General features: G+C 76.2%; 25 protein-coding genes. 12 read left to right on the top strand and 13 right to left on the bottom strand.

The genetic code is table 11. From position 1 onward, the window contains the following. Positions 1–170: 170 nt before the first annotated feature. Genes ACFO3M_RS20240 through ACFO3M_RS20230 form a run of 3 tightly spaced genes read right to left on the bottom strand, consistent with a single transcriptional unit; the run spans position 171 to position 2303 of the window. Positions 171–719, bottom strand: a complete 549-nt coding sequence (locus ACFO3M_RS20240; protein ID WP_387993191.1) for a dihydrofolate reductase family protein — start codon at positions 717–719, stop codon at positions 171–173. Beyond that, positions 716–1639: a helix-turn-helix domain-containing protein gene (locus tag ACFO3M_RS20235; RefSeq protein WP_387993188.1), complete on the bottom strand. Its 924-nt coding sequence runs from the start codon at positions 1637–1639 to the stop codon at positions 716–718. The genes ACFO3M_RS20240 and ACFO3M_RS20235 overlap by 4 nt, the downstream gene beginning before the upstream one ends. 52 nt (positions 1640–1691) lie before the next feature. Further along, the gene (locus ACFO3M_RS20230) at positions 1692–2303 is read right to left on the bottom strand and encodes a TetR/AcrR family transcriptional regulator (protein WP_387993185.1); all 612 of its coding nucleotides are present in this window, start codon (positions 2301–2303) and stop codon (positions 1692–1694) included. A gap of 59 nt (positions 2304–2362) precedes the next feature. Here ACFO3M_RS20230 and ACFO3M_RS20225 point away from each other — a divergent pair, with 59 nt between their 5' ends. The 3 genes from ACFO3M_RS20225 (at position 2363) to ACFO3M_RS20215 (ending at position 5522) form a co-directional block, all read left to right on the top strand. After that, entirely contained in the window at positions 2363–2770 is a 408-nt protein-coding gene (locus ACFO3M_RS20225; protein ID WP_387993182.1) for a RidA family protein, read from the top strand. A gap of 115 nt (positions 2771–2885) precedes the next feature. After that, positions 2886–4442, top strand: coding sequence for an MFS transporter (locus tag ACFO3M_RS20220; RefSeq protein ID WP_387993179.1), 1557 nt, complete (start codon positions 2886–2888; stop codon positions 4440–4442). 207 nt (positions 4443–4649) lie between these two features. Beyond that, entirely contained in the window at positions 4650–5522 is an 873-nt protein-coding gene (locus ACFO3M_RS20215; protein WP_387993176.1) for an NAD(P)-dependent oxidoreductase, read from the top strand. Here ACFO3M_RS20215 and ACFO3M_RS20210 read toward each other — a convergent pair. Further along, on the bottom strand, positions 5500–6048 hold the full coding sequence (locus tag ACFO3M_RS20210; RefSeq protein WP_387993173.1) for an endonuclease V: 549 nt from the start codon (positions 6046–6048) through the stop codon (positions 5500–5502). The two genes, ACFO3M_RS20215 and ACFO3M_RS20210, sit on opposite strands and share 23 nt — an antisense overlap. Positions 6049–6149: 101 nt before the next feature. Beyond that, a complete protein-coding gene (locus tag ACFO3M_RS20205) occupies positions 6150–7598 on the bottom strand; it encodes a cation:dicarboxylate symporter family transporter (protein WP_387993171.1) in 1449 nt (482 codons plus the stop codon). 106 nt (positions 7599–7704) lie between these two features. Here ACFO3M_RS20205 and ACFO3M_RS20200 point away from each other — a divergent pair, with 106 nt between their 5' ends. Continuing rightward, positions 7705–8118, top strand: coding sequence for a TIGR03618 family F420-dependent PPOX class oxidoreductase (locus ACFO3M_RS20200; RefSeq protein WP_387993168.1), 414 nt, complete (start codon positions 7705–7707; stop codon positions 8116–8118). Here the strand turns inward: ACFO3M_RS20200 and ACFO3M_RS20195 are convergent, their stop codons facing one another. Next, positions 8119–8958 (bottom strand): helix-turn-helix domain-containing protein, encoded by an 840-nt coding sequence (locus ACFO3M_RS20195; protein WP_387993165.1) that lies wholly within the window; start codon positions 8956–8958, stop codon positions 8119–8121. A gap of 37 nt (positions 8959–8995) precedes the next feature. On the opposite strand from ACFO3M_RS20195, the gene ACFO3M_RS20190 reads away from it, so the two are divergent. The 5 genes from ACFO3M_RS20190 to ACFO3M_RS20170 are packed head-to-tail and all read left to right on the top strand — an operon-like array spanning position 8996 to position 12069. After that, positions 8996–9556 carry a TIGR03086 family metal-binding protein gene (locus ACFO3M_RS20190; protein ID WP_387993163.1) on the top strand — a complete coding sequence of 187 codons (561 nt, stop codon included), beginning with the start codon at positions 8996–8998 and terminating at the stop codon, positions 9554–9556. Positions 9557–9585: 29 nt separating this feature from the next. After that, on the top strand, positions 9586–10497 hold the full coding sequence (locus ACFO3M_RS20185; RefSeq protein WP_387993161.1) for an alpha/beta fold hydrolase: 912 nt from the start codon (positions 9586–9588) through the stop codon (positions 10495–10497). Next, positions 10494–11123 carry a class I SAM-dependent methyltransferase gene (locus tag ACFO3M_RS20180; RefSeq protein WP_387993158.1) on the top strand — a complete coding sequence of 210 codons (630 nt, stop codon included), beginning with the start codon at positions 10494–10496 and terminating at the stop codon, positions 11121–11123. Before ACFO3M_RS20185 ends, ACFO3M_RS20180 begins: the two co-directional genes overlap by 4 nt. A gap of 11 nt (positions 11124–11134) precedes the next feature. Then, positions 11135–11692, top strand: coding sequence for a hypothetical protein (locus ACFO3M_RS20175; protein ID WP_387993155.1), 558 nt, complete (start codon positions 11135–11137; stop codon positions 11690–11692). Further along, the gene (locus ACFO3M_RS20170) at positions 11689–12069 is read left to right on the top strand and encodes a DUF4267 domain-containing protein (protein ID WP_387993152.1); all 381 of its coding nucleotides are present in this window, start codon (positions 11689–11691) and stop codon (positions 12067–12069) included. Before ACFO3M_RS20175 ends, ACFO3M_RS20170 begins: the two co-directional genes overlap by 4 nt. An 18-nt stretch (positions 12070–12087) precedes the next feature. On the opposite strand, the gene ACFO3M_RS20165 is transcribed toward ACFO3M_RS20170, so the two are convergent. Then, positions 12088–12615: an NUDIX hydrolase gene (locus ACFO3M_RS20165; RefSeq protein WP_387993205.1), complete on the bottom strand. Its 528-nt coding sequence runs from the start codon at positions 12613–12615 to the stop codon at positions 12088–12090. Positions 12616–12698: 83 nt separating this feature from the next. After that, positions 12699–13478 (bottom strand): sporulation protein, encoded by a 780-nt coding sequence (locus tag ACFO3M_RS20160; protein ID WP_387993149.1) that lies wholly within the window; start codon positions 13476–13478, stop codon positions 12699–12701. Between the two features lie 188 nt (positions 13479–13666). On the opposite strand from ACFO3M_RS20160, the gene icmF reads away from it, so the two are divergent. The 3 genes from icmF to ACFO3M_RS20145 all read left to right on the top strand — a co-directional run bounded on the left by icmF (position 13667) and on the right by ACFO3M_RS20145 (position 18864). Continuing rightward, positions 13667–16903 (top strand): fused isobutyryl-CoA mutase/GTPase IcmF, encoded by a 3237-nt coding sequence (gene icmF / locus ACFO3M_RS20155; RefSeq protein ID WP_387993146.1) that lies wholly within the window; start codon positions 13667–13669, stop codon positions 16901–16903. After that, positions 16896–17651, top strand: coding sequence for a helical backbone metal receptor (locus ACFO3M_RS20150; protein ID WP_387993143.1), 756 nt, complete (start codon positions 16896–16898; stop codon positions 17649–17651). Before icmF ends, ACFO3M_RS20150 begins: the two co-directional genes overlap by 8 nt. 88 nt (positions 17652–17739) lie before the next feature. Next, a complete protein-coding gene (locus ACFO3M_RS20145; protein ID WP_387993140.1) occupies positions 17740–18864 on the top strand; it encodes an NDMA-dependent alcohol dehydrogenase in 1125 nt (374 codons plus the stop codon). Positions 18865–18897: 33 nt separating this feature from the next. On the opposite strand, the gene ACFO3M_RS20140 is transcribed toward ACFO3M_RS20145, so the two are convergent. The 5 genes from ACFO3M_RS20140 to ACFO3M_RS20120 form a co-directional block, all read right to left on the bottom strand. Continuing rightward, positions 18898–19569, bottom strand: coding sequence for an enoyl-CoA hydratase-related protein (locus ACFO3M_RS20140; protein ID WP_387993138.1), 672 nt, complete (start codon positions 19567–19569; stop codon positions 18898–18900). A gap of 42 nt (positions 19570–19611) precedes the next feature. Continuing rightward, the gene (locus ACFO3M_RS20135; RefSeq protein WP_387993135.1) at positions 19612–20214 is read right to left on the bottom strand and encodes a TetR/AcrR family transcriptional regulator; all 603 of its coding nucleotides are present in this window, start codon (positions 20212–20214) and stop codon (positions 19612–19614) included. A 69-nt stretch (positions 20215–20283) separates the two neighbouring features. After that, a complete protein-coding gene (locus ACFO3M_RS20130) occupies positions 20284–21183 on the bottom strand; it encodes an SDR family NAD(P)-dependent oxidoreductase (RefSeq protein ID WP_387993132.1) in 900 nt (299 codons plus the stop codon). Positions 21184–21325: 142 nt separating this feature from the next. Further along, the gene (locus tag ACFO3M_RS20125) at positions 21326–21904 is read right to left on the bottom strand and encodes a GNAT family N-acetyltransferase (RefSeq protein WP_387993129.1); all 579 of its coding nucleotides are present in this window, start codon (positions 21902–21904) and stop codon (positions 21326–21328) included. A 58-nt stretch (positions 21905–21962) separates the two neighbouring features. Continuing rightward, the gene (locus tag ACFO3M_RS20120; protein WP_387993126.1) at positions 21963–22532 is read right to left on the bottom strand and encodes a hypothetical protein; all 570 of its coding nucleotides are present in this window, start codon (positions 22530–22532) and stop codon (positions 21963–21965) included. Positions 22533–22581: the final 49 nt, after the last annotated feature.

Here is a 22581-nt window from a genome sequence, read left to right as displayed (position 1 = left end):
GCTTGTCGGCACGGAGGCTTGTCGGCACGGAGGCTTGTCGGCACGGAGGCTTGTCGGCACGGAGGCTTGTCGCCGCGTCGAGGTGTCGACACGGGATCGCGGTCCTGGCCGGAGCGGCGTACCCCGGCGGCCCGATCCGCCCCCTCGGACCGGCCGCCCGGGTGCGGCGCTCAGCCGGGACGGACGACGTCGTACCGCACGACGACGAACTCGCCGTTCTGCGCGACCTCCCGGGTGACCAGCTCGACGTGCGCCGGCAGCAGCGGCATCCCGGCGCCCAGCGTGACCGGCGCGATCGAGACGACCACCTCGTCCAGCAGTCCCGCCCGGGCGAACTGCGCGGCCACCGGGCCGCCGCCGACGATCCACACGTCCAGGTCGCCGGCCGCCGCGGTCATCTCCGCGTGCAGCGCGCGCAGGTCGTCGGGGGTGTCCGCGCTGGTGAAGCGGACGTCCGCGCCCTCGTACGGCGTCAGCTGCCGGTGGGTGAGCACCCAGGCGGGCTGGTCGTAGCTCCAGGTGTCCGGGCCGCCGTGCTCGCGCACCCACTCGTACGTGGAGGCGCCCATGACCAGCGAGCCGACGGTCTTCTCGAACGCCTGGTAGCCCATCGCCCCCTCGGCGTCGGCCTCGCGGGTGAGCAGCCAGTCCAGCGAGTGGCCGGGGCCGGCGATGAAGCCGTCGAGGGTCGTGGCGGTGTAGTAGACGGTGCGGGTCATCGGTCCCTCCGGGAGAGCCACTCGATGGGGTCGCCGGCGTCGACCGCGACGCCGGCGTCGCGCAGCCAGTGCCGGGCGAGCAGCCGGCGGTGCGCGGAGAAGGTGAGGACGTGCGCGACGACGCTGCCGAGGACGAAGCTCTCCGGCGGCTCGCACAGCGCGTCGACCAGCCGGTCGCCCCAGGCGCCGCGACGGGCGATCTCGCGGACGGCGGCGAGCCAGCGCGGCGCGACGGCGTCGTGCCGGTCGATCAGCGCGGCCGGGTCGTCGGCGCCGCGGACGGGGTGCTCCCCGCCCTCGATCGAGGCGACCCACACCTCGAGCGACCAGACGAGGGCGTCGAGGACGGCCGCGAGCGTCTCCTCGGCGCCGTCCCAGGCGAGGACCGTCAGGCCCGGCGCCCGCACCCGCCGGTACTCCTCCTCGGGCAGGCCCTTGGCCAGCTCCAGCAGGGCGCGGGTGTCCTCGACGCCGTGGTGCACCAGCAGCGCGGTCACCTGGTCGCCGCCGCGGCGCGCGGGCTCGTCGGCGACCCACAGCGACGCCGGCGGGTGGAAGTGGATGCCGTTGGGCGCGGGCAGCCAGTGCCCGTCCCGCGCGGCGCTGCCGGTGTCGGCCGAGCCCGGGCTGCGGCCGTAGGCCCGCGCGAACGCCCGGCTGAAGCCCTCGACCGACTCGTAGCCCGCGGCGAACGCGGCGTCGGTGACGCTCGCGCCCTGCCGCAGCTGCCAGGCCGCCCGCTCGAGCACCACCCGGCGGCGCAGCGCGACCGGTGACTCCCCGGCGCCGCCGGACACCTGCCGGCTGAAGTGGAACGGCGAGGCGTACGCGTCGCCGGCCATGTCCGAGAGCGTGCGGTTGTCCTCGTCGAGCACGGCGTCGAGCAGTTCGCGGAGGCGGTCGCGGCCGGGCGGGGTCACGCGTCGAGTCTGGCGACCCGGGCGGCCGTGTGGCCCGACCGTTCTTGCGCTGTCAGCCAGCGGACCAGGCGCGCCGCACCGAGGCCCGGCAGCGGGCGGGGTCGTCGCCGGCGGCGGTGAGCAGGGCGACGGCGGTCTCGACGGCCTGCGGCTCCAGGACCCCGGCGGGCAGCACGCCCTGCACGACCAGCGACACCAGGCCGTGCCCGGCGGCCCAGTACCGCGTGGCCAGGGCGAGCGGGTCGGTGCCCGGGGCCAGCCGGCCGTCGTCGCGGGCGCGGGCGGCGGCGTCCACCAGGCGCTGGAAGGTCGCGTCGGCGGCCCGTGCGTCGGCGAGGTCGGCGCGGGCGTCGAACATCGCCCGGTACAGCTCCGGGGCGTCCAGCGCGTTGCGTGCGTAGGCGACGCCGAGCGCGGCGAGGTCGTGGACCGGGTCGGCGGTGCGGGCGACGGCGTCCAGCCGGGCCGCGAGCCGGGTGAAGCCCTCCTGCCGCACCGCCCTCCACAGCCCCGGCATGCCGCCGAAGTGCGTGTACACGGCCATCGTCGAGGCGCCGGTGCCCTCGACCAGCACGCGCAGGGTCACCGGCTCCCGGCCGGCGAGCATCCGCGCCGCCCGCTCGACCAGCAGCCGGCGGACGGCGGGGTCGGGACGTCGCGGCATCCCGGAACTGTCGCATAGCGGCTTTATGTTCTGGCCCCCACCACCCCCGAGGAGGAGCCGTGACCGTCCGGCTGATCGACCCGCCCGGCCTGCCCGTCCCCGGCGTCTACCGCCAGGTGGCGGTCGCCACCGGCAGCCGCACCGTGTACCTGGCCGGCCAGGTCGCCCGCACCGCCGAGGGGGAGCCCGTCGGCCCCGGCGACCTCGCCGCGCAGACCGAGCAGGCGTTCCTCAACGTGGCCACGGCGCTGGAGGCCGCCGGCGGCACCTTCGACGACGTCGCCAAGCTCGTCCTCTACGTCGTCGGCTGGTCCCCGGAGGCGCTGCCGGCGCTGGGCGAGGGCGTGGCCCGGGCGTCGGCCCGGCTCGGCCGCGACCTGACCCGGCCGGTCACCCTGCTCCCCGTGGCCGCGCTCGCCGAGCCGGACCTGCTGGTCGAGGTGGACGCCACCGCCGTCCTCGACTGACCGTGCCCCACCGGCACCCCCGGGTGTCGGTGGGGCACGACCGGGTAGGGCAGCACGGCGCGGCCGGCCGGACGGCGGCCGCGCCTCCCGCTGCACCACCGGAAGAGGCCTCCCCGTGCCGCCACGCGCATCCACCGACGCCCCGTCGCAGGCCGCCGCCGGGGAGGAGGGGTACCGCCCGGACCCGAAGCGGTGGACCGCGCTGTCGGTGACCCTCGTCGTCGGGTTCATGAGCCTGCTCGACGTCAGCATCGTGTCGGTGGCGCTGCCCTCGCTGCAGTCCGACCTCGGGGCGACGCCCGCGACCGTGCAGTGGGTGGTGTCCGGCTACGCGCTGACCTTCGGGCTGATGCTGGTCCCCGCCGGCCGGCTGGGCGACGCGTTCGGCCGCCGGCGGCTGTTCCTGCTCGGGCTGGCCGGGTTCGTGCTCTCCAGCGCCGCGGCCGGGGCGGCGCCGTCGGTGGGCTGGCTGGTCGCCGCCCGGCTGGTGCAGGGGCTGGCGGCCGGGTGCCTGGCGCCGCAGAACTCCGCGCTCATCCAGCAGCTGTTCCGCGGCGCCGAGCGCGGGCGGGCCTTCGGCCTGTTCGGCGCCACGGTCGGGATCTCGACCGCCGTCGGCCCGGTCGTCGGCGGCGCGATCCTCGGCCTGGCCGACGGGCCCGGCGGCTGGCGCTGGCTGTTCTACGTCAACGTGCCGATCGGCGTCGTCGCGTTCGCGCTCGCCCTGCGGCTGCTGCCCCGCGGCGGCGGCGGCGGGCGCGGGCGGATCGACGTCGTCGGGGTGCTGCTGCTCGGCGCCGGGGCGCTCGCCGTGCTGTTCCCGCTGGTGCAAGCCGAGTCCGGCGGGCTCGCGCGGCTGTGGTGGCTGTTCCTCGTCGGGGCGGCGCTGCTCGCGGTCTTCGTCGCGTGGGAGCGGCGGGTGGTGGCCCGCGACGGGCAGCCGGTGTTCGACCCCCGTCTGGTCACCCGGACCCGCGGCTACGGCATCGGCGCGGCGCTGGGCACCGTCTACTTCGTCGGGTTCAGCGGCATCTGGCTGGTGTTCGCGCTCTTCTTCCAGACCGGGCTGGACTACACGCCGCTGCAGTCGGGGCTGGCGGTGACGCCGTTCGCGCTCGGGTCGGCGTCGGCGGCGGTCGTGGCCGGGCGGCTGGTGGAGCGGCACGGCCGGAGGCTGACGGTGTTCGGGCTGTCGGGCGTCATGGTCGGCCTCGCGGCGGCCGCGGTGGTCCTGCTGCTGGTCCCGCCGTCGGCGGCCGGGTGGGCGATCGCGCCGGCGCTGCTGGTCGGCGGCATCGGCGGCGGGTTCGTCATCTCGCCCAACATCACGATGACCCTGCGCGACGTCCCGGTGTCCATGGCCGGGTCGGCCGGCGGGGGTCTGCAGACGGCGCAGCGCTTCGGCGCGGCCGTCGGCACCGCGGCGCTGCCGGGCCTGTTCTACCTCGTGCTGTCGGCGTCCGGGGACTACCCGACGGCGGCCGCGGCCGGGCTGGCCGTGTCCGTCCTCGGCGCCGCCGCCGCGCTCGCGCTCGGCGTGGTCGACCTCCGGCGCAACCGCGGCCGCGACGACGACGGGGCCGGCCGGGCCGCGGACGACGGCGGCCCGGTGCCCGACGAGCGGCACGGTCCCGACGGCGTGCACAGCCACGGCCACGCCTGGCACGGGTAGGGCACGGCCACGCCCGGCGAGGAGGACCGCACGACGGACGTGGAGCGGGTGCCGATCCCGGTCACCGACGTCGACCGGGCGGAGGAGGTCCGCGTCGTGTGCACGCAGCGCGGGCGGGGGGCGGGTCCGGGCGCGCTGCGTGCACACGGGGCCGGGGCTGCGGGGCCGGGGCTGCGGGGCCGGGCCGCCGGCCGCAGGATCGGCTGCATGGCGCGACCGACGGTGGCGGTGCTCGGCACCGGGACGATGGGCGCGGGGATGGTCACCTCGCTGCGGCGGGCCGGGCTGCCCGTCCGCACCTGGAACCGGGACCCCGCCAAGGCGCAGGCGCTCACCGGCACCGGCGCGGAGGCGTTCGGCTCCCCGGCGGAGGCGGCCGACGGCGCCGACGTCGTCCTGACGATGCTGCTGGACGCCGACGCGGTGCTCGACGTCGTCCGGCGGGCCGCCCCCGCCGCCGGGACCACGTGGCTGCAGTGCTCCACGGTCGGTGTCGAGGGCGCCGACCGCACCGTCGAGGCGGCCCGGGAACTCGACCTCGTGCTCGTCGACTGCCCGGTGCTCGGCACGAAGGAGCCGGCCGCGAAGGGCGCGCTGACCCTGCTGGCCAGCGGCCCGGAGGAGGCGCGCGAGCGGCTGGCGCCGGTGTTCGACGCGCTGGGCTCGAAGACGGTGTGGCTGGGGGAGGCGGGCGCGGGCAGCCGGCTCAAGCTGGCGTGCAACTCGTGGCTGTTCATGCTCACCGCCGGCACCGCGCAGGCGGTCGCGCTGACCCGCGCCCTCGGCCAGGACCCGCAGCGGTTCCTCGACGCCATCGAGGGCGGGCCGGTCGACTCCGCCTACGCCCACGTCAAGGGCGCGCTGATGATGGCCGGCGACTACCCGCCGAGCTTCGGCCTGACCGGCGCGGCCAAGGACGCCCGGCTCATCCGCGCGGCGCTGCGGGCCGGCGGGGTCTCCGACCGGCTCACCGCCGCGGTGCTCGAGACGATGGAGGCCGCCGCCGGCCGGCTCGGCGACCCGGGCGCGGTGGACATGGCCGCGGTCGTCGAGGGCCTCACCCCGGCCGACCGCGGCTGAGCCGGGCCACCCGGCGGGCCGCGCGCAGCGGCTCGGGCGTGCGGACGCCGGCCGTCGTCGCCAGGACGACGTCGGCCGCGGTCGCCGAGGCGGTGCGCCAGCCGGCCGAGGCCACCACCGGGCGCGCGCCGGGCACCACGCGCACCGCCCGCGCCACCTCCTCGCCGCCGAGCAGCAGGGGAGCGGTGTCCCCGCGCGCCGGCCCGGGCGGGTCGCCGCGGGCGGCCAGCGGCCGGTCGGTGACGCCGACGCTCGGCAGGTCCAGCACGGCGCCGAGGTGCAGCGCGAGCCCGGCCCGCCGCGGGTGGTCCCGTCCGGCCGCCGCGACCAGCAGGACGTCCGGCCGGGCGGCCAGCGCGGCCAGCGCGGCGGCCAGCAGGGGCGCCTCGCGCAGCGCCAGCAGCGCCGGTGCGTAGGGGCCCGCCGCCGGTCCCCGCACGACGGCGGCCGCGTTCCCCAGCACCGCGGCCGCGACCAGCCCTCCGGCGTCCTCGACCGCGGCCACCGCGCCGGCGAGCGGCCGCACGTCCGGCCCGGCGGGCGGGGACCACGGCGGCGGGCGCAGCGCGGCGAGCCGGTCCTGCTCGGCGGCCAGCGCCGCGGCGTCGCCCGGCCAGGCCGCCGCGGCTACCGCTTCGAGCTCTCGGCCAGCCGGCGCAGCCCGGCGTCGGCGTCCCGGTCGCCGGGGCCGGCGCTGGTGGCGTCGTCGGGCAGCGCGGACCCGCCGTGGTCGTCGAGCATGCGGGCCTCGTCGAAGGGCGCGGCACCCGACAGCGCCGCCTCGAGCCGCTCGCGGTCCAGCTGCCGGGTCCAGGTGGCCACCAGCACGGTGGCGACCGCGTTGCCGGCGAAGTTGGTCAGCGCGCGGGCCTCGGACATGAACCGGTCGATGCCGACGATCAGCCCCACGCCGTCGAGCAGCTCGGGCCGGTGCGCCGACAGGCCGCCGGCGAGGGTGGCCAGCCCGGCCCCGGTGACCCCGGCGGCGCCCTTCGACGCGATGATCATGAACAGCAGCAGGCCGATCTGCTCGCCGATCGACAGCGGGTCGCCGAGCGCCTCGGCGATGAACAGCGAGGCCATCGTCAGGTAGATGGCGGTGCCGTCGAGGTTGAACGAGTAGCCGGTCGGCACGACGATGCCGGCCACCGGCTGGCTGACCCCGGCGTGCTCCATCTTCGCGATCAGCCGCGGCAGCGCCGTCTCCGACGACGACGTCGACAGGATGAGCAGGAACTCCCGGCCCAGGTACCTCAGCAGCCGGAACACGTTGAGCCTCGCCACCAGCCGCAGGAGCAGCCCGAGGACGACGAAGACGAACACCGCGCAGGTGGCGTAGAAGCCCAGCATGATCACGGCGAGGCTCTTGAGCGCGTCGACGCCGGTCTCGCCGACCACCGCCGCGATCGCGCCGAACGCGCCGACCGGGGCCAGCCACATGACCATCGCCAGGATCCGGAAGACCAGCTTCTGCAGGTGCCCGATGCCGCGCAGCAGCGGCTCCCCGGACGCGCCCATCGCCTGGATGGCGAACCCGACGAGCAGCGCGACCAGCAGCGCCTGCAGCACCGACCCGTCGGTGAGCGAGGAGAGCAGCGTCGTCGGGATCAGGCCGAGCAGGAAGTCGACGGTGCCGCCGCTCTCCTCGGCGGTCTCGGCGAGCTCCGAGCCGCGGCCGCGCAGCTCCTCGGACAGCGCGAGCCCGTCGCCGGGGTGCAGCAGGTTGCCGACGACGAGCCCGATCGCCAGCGCGACCGTGGACATCAGCAGGAAGTAGCCCAGCGCCAGGCCGCCGATCCGGCCCACCGCGGCGGCCTTCCGGATCGCGCCGATGCCCAGCACGATCGTGCAGAAGATGACCGGCGCGATGAGCATCTTGATCAGCCCGACGAACGCCGTCCCCAGCCACTCCAGCGAGGTGGCGAAGCCGGGGAGGACCAGCCCGACGACGATCCCGAGGACCACCGCCGCGATCACCGCGATGTAGAGCCAGTGCGTGCGGTCGCGTCGCTGTCGAGGGGTCGGGCGGTCGCCGTCGGCCGGGGCGGCACCCGGGTCCTTCGACAGGGAGGCCATGGCAGCTCCTGGGCTGGGGAGGGGCGGTCGACCCACGGTGGGCTGCCGGGTCGGGGCCCGCAACACGGACGGCGTGCACCGGAACCGGAGGGGGTAGGCACCCGCGGTGGCAGACACCCAGGACGGCCCCTCGCTCCACCCGGTCACCCGTGAGCTCGCGGAGGGCCCCAACTACGCGGCGATCAGCACGCTGCTGCCGAGCGGGCGCATCCAGACGCAGTACATCTGGGTCGGCACCGACGGGGAGCGGCTGTTCGTCAACACCGAGACCGGACGGCGCAAGTTCGAGAACCTGCAGCGCGACGCCCGGGTGACGCTGGCCATCCGCGACGAGTCGGACCCCTACCGCTTCGCCGAGGTGCGCGGGCGGGTGGCCGAGACGACGACCGGTCCGGAGGCGCGGGCGCACATCGACGAGCTGTCGCAGAAGTACGACGGCCGGCCCTACCCGCCGGAGAACATCACGACCGAGCGGGTCACCGTCTGGATCGAGCCGGAGCGGCAGGTCGTCTCCGGCTGATCAGGTCGCGTACCGCGCGGCGAACTCGCCCGGCGTCATCCCGGTGACCCGGGCGAAGTCGCGGGTCAGGTGTGGCTGGTCGGCGTAGCCCAGGTCGGCGGCGACCCCGGCGAGCGTCGCCGTCCGGTCGCGCAGCCGGCCGGCGGCCTCCTGCAGCCGCCGCCGCTGCACCAGCCACTTGGGCGTCAGCCCCAGCCGGCGGGACACCAGCCGTTGCAGCGCCCGCTCGGACAGCCCCGTCTCGGCACACAGCTGGTCGACGCGGGTGAGGTCCGGCCGCGACTCGACCAGCGCCACCAGCCGGTCGACCAGCGCGCCCTCCTCGTCGACCGGCAGGAACCGGCGCAGCGCGTCGTCGTAGGCGGCCCGCGCCTCCGCGTGCGCCGCGGGGGAGTGCGGGTCGGCCGCCATCGCCGCGCGCACCCGCGCGGCCAGCCGGGCGCCGTCGTCGCCGAGCACCTCGCCGACGTCGACGTGCCGGTCGGTGTAGGCCGCCACCGGCCCGCCGGCCACCAGCGCGCCGGCGGCCGGGGTGAGCATGACGCCGACCGCCCAGCCGTCACCGGTGAGCGTCGTCGTCGACAGCCCCGACACGACGCCGTAGAAGCGGGCGTAGCCGGGCGCGACGACGAGCAGGCAGACCGGGTACTGCAGCACCCGCTGCACCGCCTCCTCGCCGGGCGGCACCGACCACACCGGGATCCAGAACCGCTGCACCAGCGCCGCCAGGGGACCGGTGACCTCGTAGCGGTACATGACGTGCGAGGCGTCGCGCGGGTCGCGCAGGTGCGCCCGCTCGACGGCGTCGCGAGGGTGGACGGCGGCGCTGTCGGGTTCCATCAAGACGCAGGCTGCCGCACGCGGCCAGGCTCGGGCCATGGACACGACGACCACCACCCCGATCGCCGCCGACTACGCCGCCGTCCTCGAGCCGCTGCTCGCCGTCGCCGACGCCGTGCCCGCCGCCGGGTGGGACGCCGCCACGCCGTGCGAGGACTGGACCGCCCGCGACCTGGTGGCGCACCTCGTCGACACCCAGCGCGAGTTCCTCACCGGCCGCGGGGTCGACCTCGGTCCCGCGCCCGACGTCGCCGCCGACCCCGCCGCGGCGCTGCGCGAGCACGCCGCCCGGGTGCTCGCCGTCGTGGCCGACCCGGCCGTCGCCGACGCCGGGTACGACGGCTTCTTCGGCCCGACGACGGTGGGGGAGACCCTGGCGCAGTTCTACGTGTGGGACATGGTCGTCCACCGCTGGGACCTCGCCCGGGCCACCGGCCAGGACGCGACGCTGACCGCCGCCGAGCTCGACCGGGTCGAGTCCGGCGCCCGCGGCTGGGGCGACGCCCTCTACACGGACGGCATCTGCCGGCGGGTGGACGCACCGGAGGGCGCCGACCGGCAGGCGCGGGTCCTGGCGCTGCTCGGCCGCCGCGCCTGACCCGCCCGCCGGCCGGGTAGCCCCCGGGCATGCACCCCGGGAGCACCGACCTCACCGACGGACCCCGCGAGGGCCGGCTGCAGCTGCGCGACGGCCGCACGATGGCCTACGCCGAGTGGGGCGACCCCGACGGCCGGCCGGTGCTCGGCTGCCACGGCTCGCCCAGCTCCCGTCTCGAGCGGCACGTCGAGGACCCCGCCGCCTACCGCCGGTGGGGCGTGCGGTTCGTCGTCCCCGACCGGCCCGGCTTCGGCGCCTCCGACCCGCAGCCGGGCCGGCGGGTGACCGACTGGCCGGGCGACGTCGTCCAGCTGCTCGACGCCCTCGGCATCGACCGGTTCGCCGCCCTCTCGCTGTCCGGCGGCGCCGCGTACGCGCTGGCCTGCGCGCACGCCCTGCCCGACCGGGTGGACGCCGTCGGGATCCTCGGCGGCGCCCCGCCGCCGGACGTCCCGTGGCCGTGGCCGGGCTGGCTGCCGACGTCGGTCCGCGCGGCCGCGCACCGCCCGTCCCCGGCGACGGCGGCGCTGCTGCGGCCGGTGTTCGCGCCGCTGACCGTCCGCCCGCAGCTGCTGCCCCGCTACCTGCAGCTGCGGCTCAACCCGGCCGACCGGCGGGTGATCGGCCGGCCCGCGGTGCGGCGGGTGCTGGCGCGCACGTTCACCGAGGGGCTGCGCCAGGGCGCCGGGGTGCTGGCCGAGGACCGGGCGCTGCTGTTCCGGCCCTGGGGCTTCCCGGTGGGGGAGGTCCGCCAGCACGTCCACCTCTGGCACGGCACCCAGGACTGGCAGGTGCCGGTCGCGCTGGGCCGGGTGCTGGCCGGGATGCTGCCGTCGGTCACCGCGCACTGGCACGCCGGCGAGGGGCACTTCCTCGTCTTCGACCACGCCCGTGACGTCTACGGTGCGCTCGCCCGCGGAGTGGGTAGCCGCCCGGCATGACCGCCCCGCACGGGAGCCGCACCGTGCCTCCCACCTACGTCGACGCCAACCGCCTGTGGGTCGACTCCCGCCTCCGCTACGAGATCGGCCTGCGGGTCGAGGGGCGCATCCTGCGCCGCCTGGGCGCCCGCGGCGAGCGCGTCGTCGAGATCGGCACCGGCCGCCGCGGCCTGGGCGCGCGGGTCGCCGTCGAGCGGCTCGGCGCCACGCAGGTGACCGCGTTCGACCTGTACCCGGCCACCGTCGGGCGCGCCCGGATCGCCTGCGCCGACCTCGCCGACCGGGTCACCTTCCGCGTCGGGGACGCCACCGCGCTGCCGGTCGACGACGCGAGCACCGACCTCGTCGTCGACTTCCACGCCCTGCACCACATCGCCGACTGGCGGGCCGCCGTCGCGGAGGTCGCGCGGGTGCTGCGCCCGGGCGGGCAGCTGGCGCTGACCGAGATGACCGCGCGGTTCGTCGACGCGCCGTGGCTGCGCGCGGTCTCCCGCCACCCGGCCGACCGGTTCTCCACCGAGCAGCTGCTGGCGGAGCTCCGCGCGCACGGGCTGGAGGTGCCGCCGGGGCGGCTGCGGCGGGCGGCCGGCGACCGCTGGGTCCAGGCCGTCGCGACGAGGGCATGACGACGGCGGGCGTGAGCGCCGCCGCGGTCGTCCGGGAGGCCCTGGCGCTGCTGCGCCGGCACGCCGGGCGGGTCTACGCCCTCTCGCTCGCGGTCACGCTGGTCAACACCGTCCCCGACGTGCTGCGCCAGCTGCTCGTGTACCGGGACCCGAGCGTCGGGCACGCGCTGCTGGTCGACGTCGTCGGCTTCACCACCGGCCTGCTCGCCCAGCTGTGGCTGACCGGCGCGCTCACCGGCCTGCCCGGTGACGGCCGGCTGCGGCCCGGCGGCGCGCTCGGGCGGGGGACGGCGACCGCGCTGCGGGCGGTGCGCACCTTGCCGGCCGCGGTGCTCGCCGGGGTGGTGCTCGGCGGCGCGGTGTCGGCGCTGCTGACCGTGCCCGCGTCGGTGGCCGCGCTCGGCCTCGAGCGCGTGGTCGGCCCGCTGGACGCCCCGCCGGCGGCGGCGTTCACCGTGGCGACGGTCAGCGACGTGGTGGCCAGCTGGGCGACGCTGCCGTTCCTCGCCGTCGTGCTCGTGCTCACCGCCGGTTCGAGCAGGTCCTTCGCGGGCAAGGGCCGCTCGTGAGCAGCCACGACTGGGACGTCACCCGCAGGGCCGTCGGGTCGCTGTCGGTGTGGATCGGGACGGTGGCGCTGTTCGCGCCCCGGTGGACCGCCCGGACGCTCGGGGTGCGGACCGACGCCGCGCAGGGCGACGTCGCGCTGCCGCTGCTGGTGCGCCTGGGCGCGGCCCGCAACATCGCGATGGGCGCCGCGCTGCTGGTCACCCCGGCGCCGCAGGCGCGGCGCACCACCGAGGTGACGCTGCTGCTCACCGCGCTGGACGCCGCCGCGGTGTGGACCTCCCGCGCCGAGGGCGACGTGGCCCGGCGCAGCGCCGTCCTGTCGGGGGTCGTGCTGGGGCTCGCCTCCTACGGCGCCGCCCGCTGGCACCGCCGCTGACGCCGGGCCCGTGCACGGCTAGCGCCAGGCGAAGACCGGCTGCTCGAGGTGCGCGACGCGGGTGTGCAGCCCGCGGCACACCACCTGGCAGAACTGGTACACGACCGCGGCGGTCGGGGCGTGCACCCAGCCGCCGAGCAGCGGCAGCCGGATGACCGGCGCGTCGGACTCGGGGATCGACAGCAGCACCGGCTCGACGTCGAGGTCGGCCAGCGGCACCTGGTATGCCGCGGCCACCTCGGCCTCGGCCGGGCGCAGCTCCCCGGCGTCGCCGGCCCACACGACCACCGGCGTCATGACGTAGCCGGAGCGGGTCACGTAGTCGTCGAGCAGGCCGAGGACGTCGTCCTCCCCGCGGACCAGCCCGACCTCCTCCTCCAGCTCGCGCAGCGCGGCCCGCACCGGGGTCTCACCCGGGTCCAGCCGGCCGCCGGGCAGCGCCCACTGCCCGGCGTGCGCCCGCAGCCCGGCCGCGCGGCGGGTGACCAGCAGGGCGGGGACGTCGCCGGTGCAGGTGACGCAGACGGCGACGGCGGCCTGGCGCAGGTCGGGGCGGCCGGCCGCGCGCCGCGGGAGGTCCCGCAGGCGCGCGGCCGCCCCGTCCCGTGTCAGGGCCCGGTCCGGGGTGCTCAGAGCCAGCCGCGCCGGGCGCCGAGCTGCCGGACGGCGGCGTCGAGCTGGGCGGCCACCGCGGAGACGTCGGTGTCGGAGTGGCCGAACCGCAGCCGGCCGCCGACGTCGCGGCCCTCGGTGAGCAGCCCGCCGCGCCGGTCCACCTCGAGCACGACCTCGACGCCGTGCGGGCCGGCGAGGAAGGTCACCTCGAGCTCGTTGACGCGCCCGCGCAGCGACGACGGCGGCGCGAACTCGACCTCCTGGTAGAAGGGCAGGTCGCTGCCGGCCAGCCGGCCCTTCTCGACGTCGGCGCCGCGGAAGCGGAAGCCGAGGCCGGTGAGCGCCTGGACGACGGTGCGCTGCACGGGCAGCGGCTCGACGGCGACCGCGTCGAGGTCGCCGGGGTCGACGGCGCCGGGGATGTCGACCTTGGTGCGCAGGCCGATCTTCACGCCGCGCAGCGTCCAGCCGTCGAGCGTCGTGAAGGGGCACTGCCAGGGCACCGGGAAGCTGAACGGGATCGCCGCCTTCGCGCCCGCCTCGATCCGGCCGGCGCCGGCGATCGGCGCGGTGCCGAAGGTGACGTTCTCCCGCCACTCGTTGTCGCCGCTCTCCACCTCCACGGTGGCCTGCAGCGACACCCGGATCTCGTTGATCTCCTGGGCGACCTGCCCGCCGGTGAGGTGCACCGTGCCGGTCACGGTGCCGCCGGGGGTGGTCGCCGGGCGGTCGAGGACGGCGTCGACGCTCGCGTTGCCGGCGCCGAGCTTCGCCATCAGGTTGCGGAAGGCCATGGGGGTGCTGCTCCGTTCGGTTCGGGGACGGCGGGCACCCTGACACGACGGCCGGGACCTGACGAGGGGTTCCCGCGCGTGCCGCTCAGCCTCCCACCGGGCCACCGCCGCCGGGCCGGTCCGCGACGCCCCGTGCGGACACGCCGAGATGGTTGGACGTCCTACTAAATCGGGCCTACCGTACGGCCATGGCGTCTGCGGAGCTGCACGTGCCCGTCCACCCCGTCCGCTTCGTCACCGCGGCCAGCCTGTTCGACGGGCACGACGCGGCGATCAACGTGATGCGGCGGCTGCTGCAGAGCCAGGGCGCGGAGGTGGTGCACCTCGGCCACGACCGCGGCGTCGACGAGGTGGTGCGCGCCGCCGTCGAGGAGGACGTGCAGGGCGTCGCGATCTCCAGCTACCAGGGCGGGCACGTCGAGTACTTCAGCTACCTCAAGGAGCGGCTGGCCGCCGCCGGGGCGGGACACGTGCAGGTGTTCGGCGGCGGCGGGGGCGTGATCGTGCCGCACGAGATCGCGCTGCTCGCCGAGCGCGGGGTGCGGGTGTTCAGCCCGGAGGACGGCGCCCGCCTGGGCCTGCCCGGGATGGTCAACGAGCTGGTCCGCGCCTGCGACGTCGACCTCACCGCCGAGGGCCCCGACGTCGACGCGCTGCTGACCGGCGACCCGCGGGCGCTGGCGCGGGCGATCAGCGTGCTGGAGGCCGGCGCCGACGAGGCGCTCGCCGCCCGCGTGCGCGAGGCCGCCGCGGCCCGCACCGTGCCGGTGCTGGGCATCACCGGCACCGGTGGGTCGGGCAAGTCCTCGCTCACCGACGAGCTGCTGCGCCGGCTGCGCCGCGACCAGGAGGACAAGCTGCGGGTCGCCGTCGTCGCGGTCGACCCGACCCGCCGCCGCGGCGGCGGCGCGCTGCTCGGCGACCGGATCCGGATGAACGCCCTGGAGTCCGGCGACGGGTCGCACACCTTCTTCCGCTCGATGGCCACCCGCGCCGCCGGTGCGCAGGTGCCCGAGCACCTCGACGACGTCCTCGCGGCGGTGAAGGCCGCCGGGTTCGACCTGGTGATCGTGGAGACGCCGGGCATCGGGCAGGGCGACGCGGCGATCGTGCCGTTCAGCGACGTCGCGCTCTACGTCATGACGCCGGAGTTCGGAGCCGCGTCGCAGCTCGAGAAGATCGACATGCTCGACCTCGCCGACGTCGTCGCGATCAACAAGTTCGAGCGCCGCGGCGCCGAGGACGCCCGCCGCGACGTCGCCCGGCAGATGGTGCGCAACCGCGAGGCGTTCGGCGTCCCGTGGGAGCAGATGCCGGTGTTCGGCACCAGCGCCGCCCGCTTCGACGACGACGGCGTCACCGCGCTCTACCAGCACCTGCTCGGCCTGCTGGTGGAGAAGGGCCTGCCCGCGGGCGCCGGCGTGCTGCCGCGGGTGGACGTGCGCGCCTCGACGGGGCTGGCCAGCGTGGTGCCGTCGTCGCGGTCGCGGTACCTGGCCGAGGTGGCCGAGGCGGTGCGGGCGCACCACCGGGTGACCGGGGAGCAGGCCGCGGTCGTCCGGCGGCGCGAGCACCTGACCACCGCGGCCGAGGTGCTGGTCGGCGCCGCGGCGCAGGCCGCGCGCGAGGCCGCGGAGGCCGCCGACCGGGAGCTGCTGCCCGAGGTGCGCACGCTGCTGGAGGAGTGGCCGGCGCGGGTGGAGCAGTACTCCGGCGACGAGTTCGTCTACACGGTGCGCGGCAGGGAGGTCCGCACGCCGCTGACCAGGGAGACGCTGTCCGGGACGAGGGTGCCGCGGGTGGCGCTGCCCCGGACCTCCGACGCCGCCGGGCTGCTGCGCTTCCTGCGGCGGGAGAACCTGCCCGGCTCCTTCCCGTACACGGCCGGCGTCTTCCCGTTCAAGCGCTCCGGGGAGGCCCCGGCGCGGATGTTCGCCGGCGAGGGCGATGCGTTCCGCACCAACCGGCGGTTCCGGGTGCTGTCGGCCGGCAACGAGGCCACCCGGCTGTCCACGGCGTTCGACTCGGTGACCCTCTACGGCCGCGACCCGCAGCCGCGGCCCGACGTCTACGGCAAGGTCGGCACCTCCGGCGTCTCGATCGCCACGCTCGACGACATGCGCGTGCTCTACGACGGGTTCGACCTGTGCGCGCCCACGACGTCGGTGTCGATGACGATCAACGGTCCCGCGCCGGCGATCCTCGCGATGTTCATGAACACCGCGATCGAGCAGCGGCTGGACCGGTTCCGCGAGGAGGAGGGCCGCGAGCCCGACGCCGCCGAGACCGAGGAGATCCGCGCCTGGGTGCTGGCGAACGTCCGCGGCACGGTGCAGGCCGACATCCTCAAGGAGGACCAGGGCCAGAACACCTGCATCTTCTCGACCGAGTTCGCGCTGCGCTGCATGGCCGACATCCAGGAGTGGTTCATCCGGCACCGGGTGCGCAACTTCTACTCGGTCTCGATCTCCGGCTACCACATCGCCGAGGCCGGGGCGAACCCCATCAGCCAGCTCGCCTTCACCCTCGCCAACGGCTTCACCTACGTCGAGGCCTACCTCGCCCGCGGCATGGCGATCGACGACTTCGCGCCCAACCTGAGCTTCTTCTTCTCCAACGGGATGGACGCCGAGTACACGGTGATCGGCCGGGTGGCGCGGCGGATCTGGGCGGTCGCGATGCGGGACCGCTACGGCGCCGGCGCGCGGTCCCAGCAGCTCAAGTACCACGTGCAGACGTCGGGCCGGTCGCTGCACGCGCAGGAGATGGACTTCAACGACATCCGCACGACCCTGCAGGCGCTGTGCGCGATCTACGACAACGCCAACTCGCTGCACACCAACGCCTACGACGAGGCGGTCACGACGCCGTCGGAGCACTCGGTCCGCCGGGCGCTGGCCATCCAGATGATCATCGACAAGGAGTGGGGACTGGCCGGCAACGAGAACCCGCTGCAGGGGTCGGCGATCGTCGAGGAGCTCACCGACCTCGTCGAGGAGGCGGTGCTGGCCGAGTTCGACCGGATCGCCGAGCGCGGCGGCGTGCTGGGCGCGATGGAGACCGGCTACCAGCGCGGCAGGATCCAGGACGAGTCGATGCTCTACGAGCACCGCAAGCACGACGGCTCGCTGCCGATCGTCGGCGTCAACACCTTCCTCGACCCGCACCGGGACGAGGCCCCGCCGGAGGAGCTGGAGCTGGCCCGGGCCACCGAGGCGGAGAAGCGGTCGCAGCTGGACCGGCTGGCCGACTTCCACGCCCGGCACGCCGAGGAGGCGCCGGCCGCGCTCGCCCGGCTGCAGGAGGCGGCGACGTCGGGCGGCAACGTCTTCGACGCGCTGATGGACGCCGTCCGGGTGTGCTCTCTCGGCCAGATCTCCGATGCGTTCTTCGAGGTGGGCGGCCAGTACCGGCGCAGTGTGTGAGGACGACCTCGGTGCGCCGGTCCCGCTGGTGGGGCCGGCGCGCCGGGTCGTGTCACTGGTGCCCTCGCTGACCGAGGCGCTGGCGGTCACCGTCCCCGACCGGCTGGTGGGCGCCACCGACTGGTGCACCCACCCGGCCGGCCTCGACGTCGCGCGGGTGCGGGGCACGAAGAACCCCGACCGGGCGGCGATCGCGGCGCTGGCGCCCGACCTCGTCGTCTGCAACCGGGAGGAGAACCGGCGCCTGGACGTCGACCGGCTGCGGGCGGCGGGCATCACGGTGTGGGTGACCGTGATCGAGTCGGTGGACGAGGCGCTGACCTCGATGCGGCGGCTGTTCGCCGAGGCGCTGGAGGTCCCCGAGCCGCCGTGGCTGACGGACGCGGCGCGCGCGTGGGCGGAGCCGGCGCCGGAGCCGCCGCTGCGCTGCGCCGTCCCGGTCTGGCGGGACCCGTGGATGGTGGTCGGCCCGCGCACCTTCACCGGCGACGTGCTGGCCCGCCTCGGCCTGGTCAACGTCTTCGGGGAGGGGGAGGACCGCTACCCGCACGTGTCGGTCGACGACGTCCTCGCCGCGCGGCCCGACGTCGTCCTGCTGCCCGACGAGCCGTACCCGTTCACCGCCGGCGACGGCCCCGAGGCGTTCCCGCAGGTCCGGTCGGTGCTGGTGTCCGGGCGGGCGCTGACGTGGTACGGCCCGTCGCTGGCCGGCGCCCGCGCCGGCCTGCTCGCCGCGATCCGGCGCTGACGGACTCCCGCTCCCGGGCGTCCTCCGATACGGTCCGGTACCTCGGTGTGACCCCCGTCACCTGCCCGGATGCCCGCAAGGAGCCGTCGTGAAGACCCGTAGTGCCGTCCTCCACACCCAGCCCGGCCGGTACGAGGTCACCGAGGTCGACCTCGACGAGCCGCGCGAGGGCGAGTTGCTCGTGCGGATGGCCGCCGTCGGGCTGTGCCACACCGACGACCACGACGTCCCGCCCGGGAGCGCCCCACCCCTGCGGCTGCCCCTCGCCGGTGGCCACGAGGGCGCCGGCGTCGTCGTGGGTGTCGGCCCCCACACCCCGGGGTGGGCCGAGGGGGACCACGTGGTGCTCAGCTTCGTCGCGGTCTGCGGACGGTGCCGGATGTGCTCGACCGGCCGGCAGAACCTCTGCGACCTCGGCGCCCGGCTGTTCAGCGGCGCCCGGATCGAGGACCCCACCAGCTTCCGGATGTCCTACCGGGGCAAGCCGGTGGGTCAGGCCTACGGCCTCGCCGCGCTGAGCGAGCACACCGTCGTCGACGCCCGGTCGGCGGTGAAGATCGACCCCGACGTGCCGCTGGACAAGGCCGCGCTCGTCGGCTGCGGCGTCCCCACCGGATGGGGGTCGGTCACCAACCTGTCCGACGCCCGGGACGGCGACGTGGTCATCGTCATGGGCGTCGGCGGGATCGGGATCAACAGCGTGCAGGCCGCCCGGGCCATCGGCGCCCGGGCGGTCATCGCCGTCGACCCGGTCGAGTTCAAGCGCGAGACCGCCAAGCAGCTCGGCGCGACGCACACGGCCGAGACCATGGCCGAGGCCACCGAGCTCGCCCGGTCCATGACGAACGGCCAGGGCGCCGACGCGACCGTCGTGGCGGTCGGTGTCGTCACCGGCGACCACATCGCCGAGGCGGTGGCCTCCATCCGCAAGGCCGGCACGGTCGTCCTCACCGGCACCGGGAGCATGCGCCAGGCGGGCGGCATCCCGATCAACCACACGATGTTCACGGTGTTCCAGAAGCGGCTGCAGGGCGCGCTCTTCGGCGGTTGCAACCCCCGGTGGGACATCCCCAGCCTGCTGGCCCAGTACGTGGCCGGGACGCTGAAGCTCGACGAGCTCGTCACCCGGACCTACTCGCTGGAGCAGGTCGCCGAGGGGTTCGACGACATGAAGGCCGGCAAGAACATCCGCGGACTCGTGCTCTTCGACTGAGCGGCCGGCCGCCCTCGGCCGCGCCGACGGTGCTCAGCCGCGGGGGGCCACCGCGTCCCGCAACAGCGCCAGGACCGGGGCGTACAGGCGGGACTTGATGGTCCCCAGGGTCGGGCCGGCCTTCCCGGCGTGCGCGGCGGCGATCTCGACGGCGGCCGGGCGGACGTCCTCCTCGGCGACGGCGCGGTCGACGATCGCCGCGGCGAGGGCGTCGGTGCCGCCGTAGCGGCGGCCGGTGGTCATCGCCACGTGCGCCGTCTGCGGGGTCAGCCGCGCCTGGACCAGGGCGGACATGCCGGGGCTGAACGGGAGGTCGATGTCTATCTCCGGCAGGCACCAGAAGCCGCGGTCGGCGCGCATGACCCGCTGGTCGTGCGCGAGGGCGAGCATCGCCCCCGCGGCGAAGGCGTGACCCTGCACCGCCGCCACGGTCACGACCGGCAGTGCCAGCACGCGGGCGAACAGCCGCTGGACCCTGGCGACGTAGGCGTCGCGCTGGTCGGCGTGGTCGGCCAGCCACGCGAGGTCCAGGCCGTTGGAGAAGAACCTGCCCGTGGCCGTGGTGACCAGGGCGCGGGGCCCGGAGGCGCCCTCGACCTCGTCCAGGGCGGCGTCGACGGCGGTGAGCCAGTCGGGGGAGAAGCGGTTCTCGTCGGCGCCGAGGTCGAGCACGAGGACGTCGTCGTGGCGGTCGAGCGTGGGCACGGGAGGCTCCTGGTCCGTGGTCGGGAGGTGGGGGCGGGCGGCTCAGGCCGGCGGGCCGCAGTCGACGACCGCGCCGACGGCGGCGGCGAGCTGCGCGCGGGTGTGCGGGTGCACCCGTCCGGCGCGGATGCCGGGGAACAGCAGCGCGGCGGGCAGGCGCACGACGCAGGTGGTGACGACCCCGACGGCGGCCGCGTCGTCGCGGTCCCAGAGCGAGCGGGCGAGCCGGCGCAGCGTGTCGAGCAGCGCGGTGTCCAGGGCGCGCAGGTCGTCGGCGACGTCCGGGGCGACGGCGTCGGTGAGCACGTCGTCGCGCTGCAGCCCGACCAGCAGCCGCGCCGCCCGCAGGTCCTGCTCGGCGAGCCGGGCCGGGGCGTCGGCGGCGGCCTGCACCGCCCGGCGGGCGTCCCCGCCGGCCTCCGCGACGACGGCCCGCTGCAGGTCGAGGAACTGCCGCGCGCGGCGCAGCCAGGCGGCCCCGACGACGGTCTCCAGCGAGCCGAAGGCGTGGTAGATGCTGCCGTTCGAGGCCCCCGACCGGGCGGCCAGCGCGCGGACGGTCAGCCGTGCGCGGCCGCGGTCGACGAGCAGCTCCTCGGCGGCGTCGAGGACCGCGTCGGGCGCGTGGACCCGGGGCCGGGGCATCGGTGCCTCCTCCGTGGACGGACGAGACCACCTTAATGGAGCACCTGCTCCAGTACCAGGCCGGGCGCGTCAGCCCGAGGTACGAGCCTGCTCGGCGGGCTCCGTCCTCAGGGTGGGAGCCACCCCGGTGACCACCGCCCGCAGGTCCGGGTCGCGGCCGGTCACCACCTCCCCGAGGCGCAGGAACAGCGACGGGGACAGGCGCATCAGGCGCCACGCGACGCGGGCCCTCCGGGGCACGACGATGACCGCCCGGTCGCGGTCCACCCCGCGGAGCACGTCGGCGGCCAGGGCCTCGGCGCTGTACAGACGGCCACCGTTCAGCGTGGTGATCACCCTGCGCGGGTCGATCGCCTCCACGGTGGGCACCCGTGGGAGACCGGGCGGGATGCCCTTGTCCAGCATGGGGGTGTCCACGCCGCCGGGACAGACGACGCTGACCCGCACGCCCCGGGGCGCGGCCTCGCCGCGCAGGGACAGCGAGAGGCCCACCACCGCCCACTTCGTCGTGGCGTAGGGCGTGAACCCGGGGTTGGGCAGCAACCCGGCGAGGGACGCGGTGTTCACGATGTGCCCGGAGCCCTGGCGCACCATCAGCGGGTAGGCGGCCTGCACGCCGTGCACCACTCCGCGCAGGTTCACGTCGATGGCCCGGTCCCAGTGGGCGAGGGACAGCTCCTCGACGGGGCCGCCCATGCCCACCCCCGCGTTGTTGACGAGCAGGTCCAGCCGGCCGTACCGCCCGGTGGTCCCCGTCACCAGGGCCTCGACCGCTGCCGCGTCCCGGACGTCCACGGCCGCCCCCGTGGCCGTTCCGGGCCCGTCCGCGGTGAGCCGCTCCGCGACCTGCACCGCGGCCGCGCCGTCGGGACCCGCGAGGACGACCTGGTCACCCCGGCGGACCAGGGCCGCACCCAGCGCCCGTCCGATCCCCGAGGCGCCTCCCGTCACGATCGCCACCCTGGTCATGCCCACCCCTGACAGCCGAGTGCGTGGCCCCTGCTCGGATCGAGACTCGTGGCCCCGTCACCGCTGGACCACGCCTCTCGCGACGTCGTCGGCGTGGGCCGCCCGCTCGTCGACGGGCCGTGACGACCGGTGACGTCCCGGCTCAGGGGAGGGCGCGGCGCACGAGGACGCGGGGGAAGCCGCCGGCGACGGCGTCGGTGTCGGCGGCCTTGGTGAACCCCGCCTCCTCGAACATCCGCCGCGTGCCGACGTAGGCCATCGTCGTGTCGACCCGCTCGTCCCCGCTGTCGGCGGGATAGCCCTCGACGGCGGGGGCGCCGTTCGCCGCCGCGTACGCGACCGCCCCCTGGATGAGCGCGAGCGCGATGCCCTTCCCGCGGTGGCCCGGGCGCACGCGCACGCACCACAGCGACCACACGGGCAGGTCGTCGACGTGCGGGATCCGCCGCGACCGTTCGAAGGGCAGCTCCGCCCGGGGCGCGACCGCGGCCCAGCCGGCGACCTCGCCGTCGTCGTAGGCGAGCACCCCCGGCGCGACCGGGCGCCCGGTGAGCTCGCGGACGTACTCGCGTCGCGCGGGCCCGACGAGCTCGCGGTTGGTCCGCGAGTCGAGCCGGTGGCTCAGGCACCAGCAGACGTTCGCGTCCGGGTTCCGCGGGCCGAGCACCGTCGCGACGTCGTCGAACCGCTCCCGCGTCGCCGGCTGGACCTCGATGGCCATCGCGCCACGCTAGTGACGGCGGCGGCGTCCGGCCACACCCGGATGCCGCCTCCTCGGGTCAGCGTCCCGGCTGCGCACCCGCCAGGAACCGCTCGGCGATCCCCGTCCACCGCGTGCGGGCCGCCTCGTTGGCCTCGGGCGTGGGCAGGCCCATCTGCGTCGCCACGAGCGACGCCGTCCCGTTCCTCTTCGGCTCGCTGGTGACGACGACGGAGGTGCCGTCGGCCGCCCTCGTCCGCCAGGTGATGCGCCGGTCGGTGCCGCTGACCCGCACGTCGGACCCGGCGACGATCTCCTGCACGGCCGCGTCGCCGTCGGCGAACGACCGCCAGCGCTCCATCAGCTCGGTCATGCCGAGCGGCGTGGCCCGGCTCACGCTGGTCTGGAAGGTGCCGTCGGAGCGCTGGCCCGGGACGCGGCGGCCGATGTGGTGCTCGTAGGCGACCGTCACCGACTGGGTCCACCAGCCGCGCTGCTCGAAGCCGTCGCCGAGCTCCTCGTGGACGTGCAGCGCGATCGCCTGGTGGTCCAGGTCCTTCGCGCCGACGGAGTCCAGGAAGCGGAGCCACTCGTCCCACGACCGCTTCGTGGTCCGCTCGATCGGCCCGATCCGGGGGTTGTCCGCCATGGCCGCGATCCTGCCGGACCGGCGTCAGCTGCGGGGCGGCCCGCCCACG

The sequence above is a fragment of the Geodermatophilus arenarius genome (genome assembly GCF_042654585.1).
In the GTDB taxonomy this organism is placed as follows: domain Bacteria; phylum Actinomycetota; class Actinomycetes; order Mycobacteriales; family Geodermatophilaceae; genus Geodermatophilus; species Geodermatophilus arenarius.
The sequence above is the reverse complement of the archived record's forward strand: the minus strand, read 5'-3'. Positions and strand labels throughout refer to the sequence as shown.

Bases quoted from the DNA above. Each gene is read 5' to 3' on its own strand.
- ACFO3M_RS20195 (WP_387993165.1), bottom strand. From the start codon at position 8,958: ATGGAACCCGACAGCGCCGCCGTCCACCCTCGCGACGCCGTCGAGCGG.
- ACFO3M_RS20160 (WP_387993149.1), bottom strand. From the start codon at position 13,478: ATGGCCTTCCGCAACCTGATGGCGAAGCTCGGCGCCGGCAACGCGAGC.
- ACFO3M_RS20190 (WP_387993163.1), top strand. From the start codon at position 8,996: ATGGACACGACGACCACCACCCCGATCGCCGCCGACTACGCCGCCGTC.
- icmF (WP_387993146.1), top strand. From the start codon at position 13,667: ATGGCGTCTGCGGAGCTGCACGTGCCCGTCCACCCCGTCCGCTTCGTC.
- ACFO3M_RS20205 (WP_387993171.1), bottom strand. From the start codon at position 7,598: ATGGCCTCCCTGTCGAAGGACCCGGGTGCCGCCCCGGCCGACGGCGAC.
- ACFO3M_RS20135 (WP_387993135.1), bottom strand. From the start codon at position 20,214: ATGCCCCGGCCCCGGGTCCACGCGCCCGACGCGGTCCTCGACGCCGCC.
- ACFO3M_RS20120 (WP_387993126.1), bottom strand. From the start codon at position 22,532: ATGGCGGACAACCCCCGGATCGGGCCGATCGAGCGGACCACGAAGCGG.
- ACFO3M_RS20125 (WP_387993129.1), bottom strand. From the start codon at position 21,904: ATGGCCATCGAGGTCCAGCCGGCGACGCGGGAGCGGTTCGACGACGTC.
- ACFO3M_RS20185 (WP_387993161.1), top strand. From the start codon at position 9,586: ATGCACCCCGGGAGCACCGACCTCACCGACGGACCCCGCGAGGGCCGG.
- ACFO3M_RS20230 (WP_387993185.1), bottom strand. From the start codon at position 2,303: ATGCCGCGACGTCCCGACCCCGCCGTCCGCCGGCTGCTGGTCGAGCGG.
- ACFO3M_RS20180 (WP_387993158.1), top strand. From the start codon at position 10,494: ATGACCGCCCCGCACGGGAGCCGCACCGTGCCTCCCACCTACGTCGAC.
- ACFO3M_RS20215 (WP_387993176.1), top strand. From the start codon at position 4,650: ATGGCGCGACCGACGGTGGCGGTGCTCGGCACCGGGACGATGGGCGCG.
- ACFO3M_RS20240 (WP_387993191.1), bottom strand. From the start codon at position 719: ATGACCCGCACCGTCTACTACACCGCCACGACCCTCGACGGCTTCATC.
- ACFO3M_RS20130 (WP_387993132.1), bottom strand. From the start codon at position 21,183: ATGACCAGGGTGGCGATCGTGACGGGAGGCGCCTCGGGGATCGGACGG.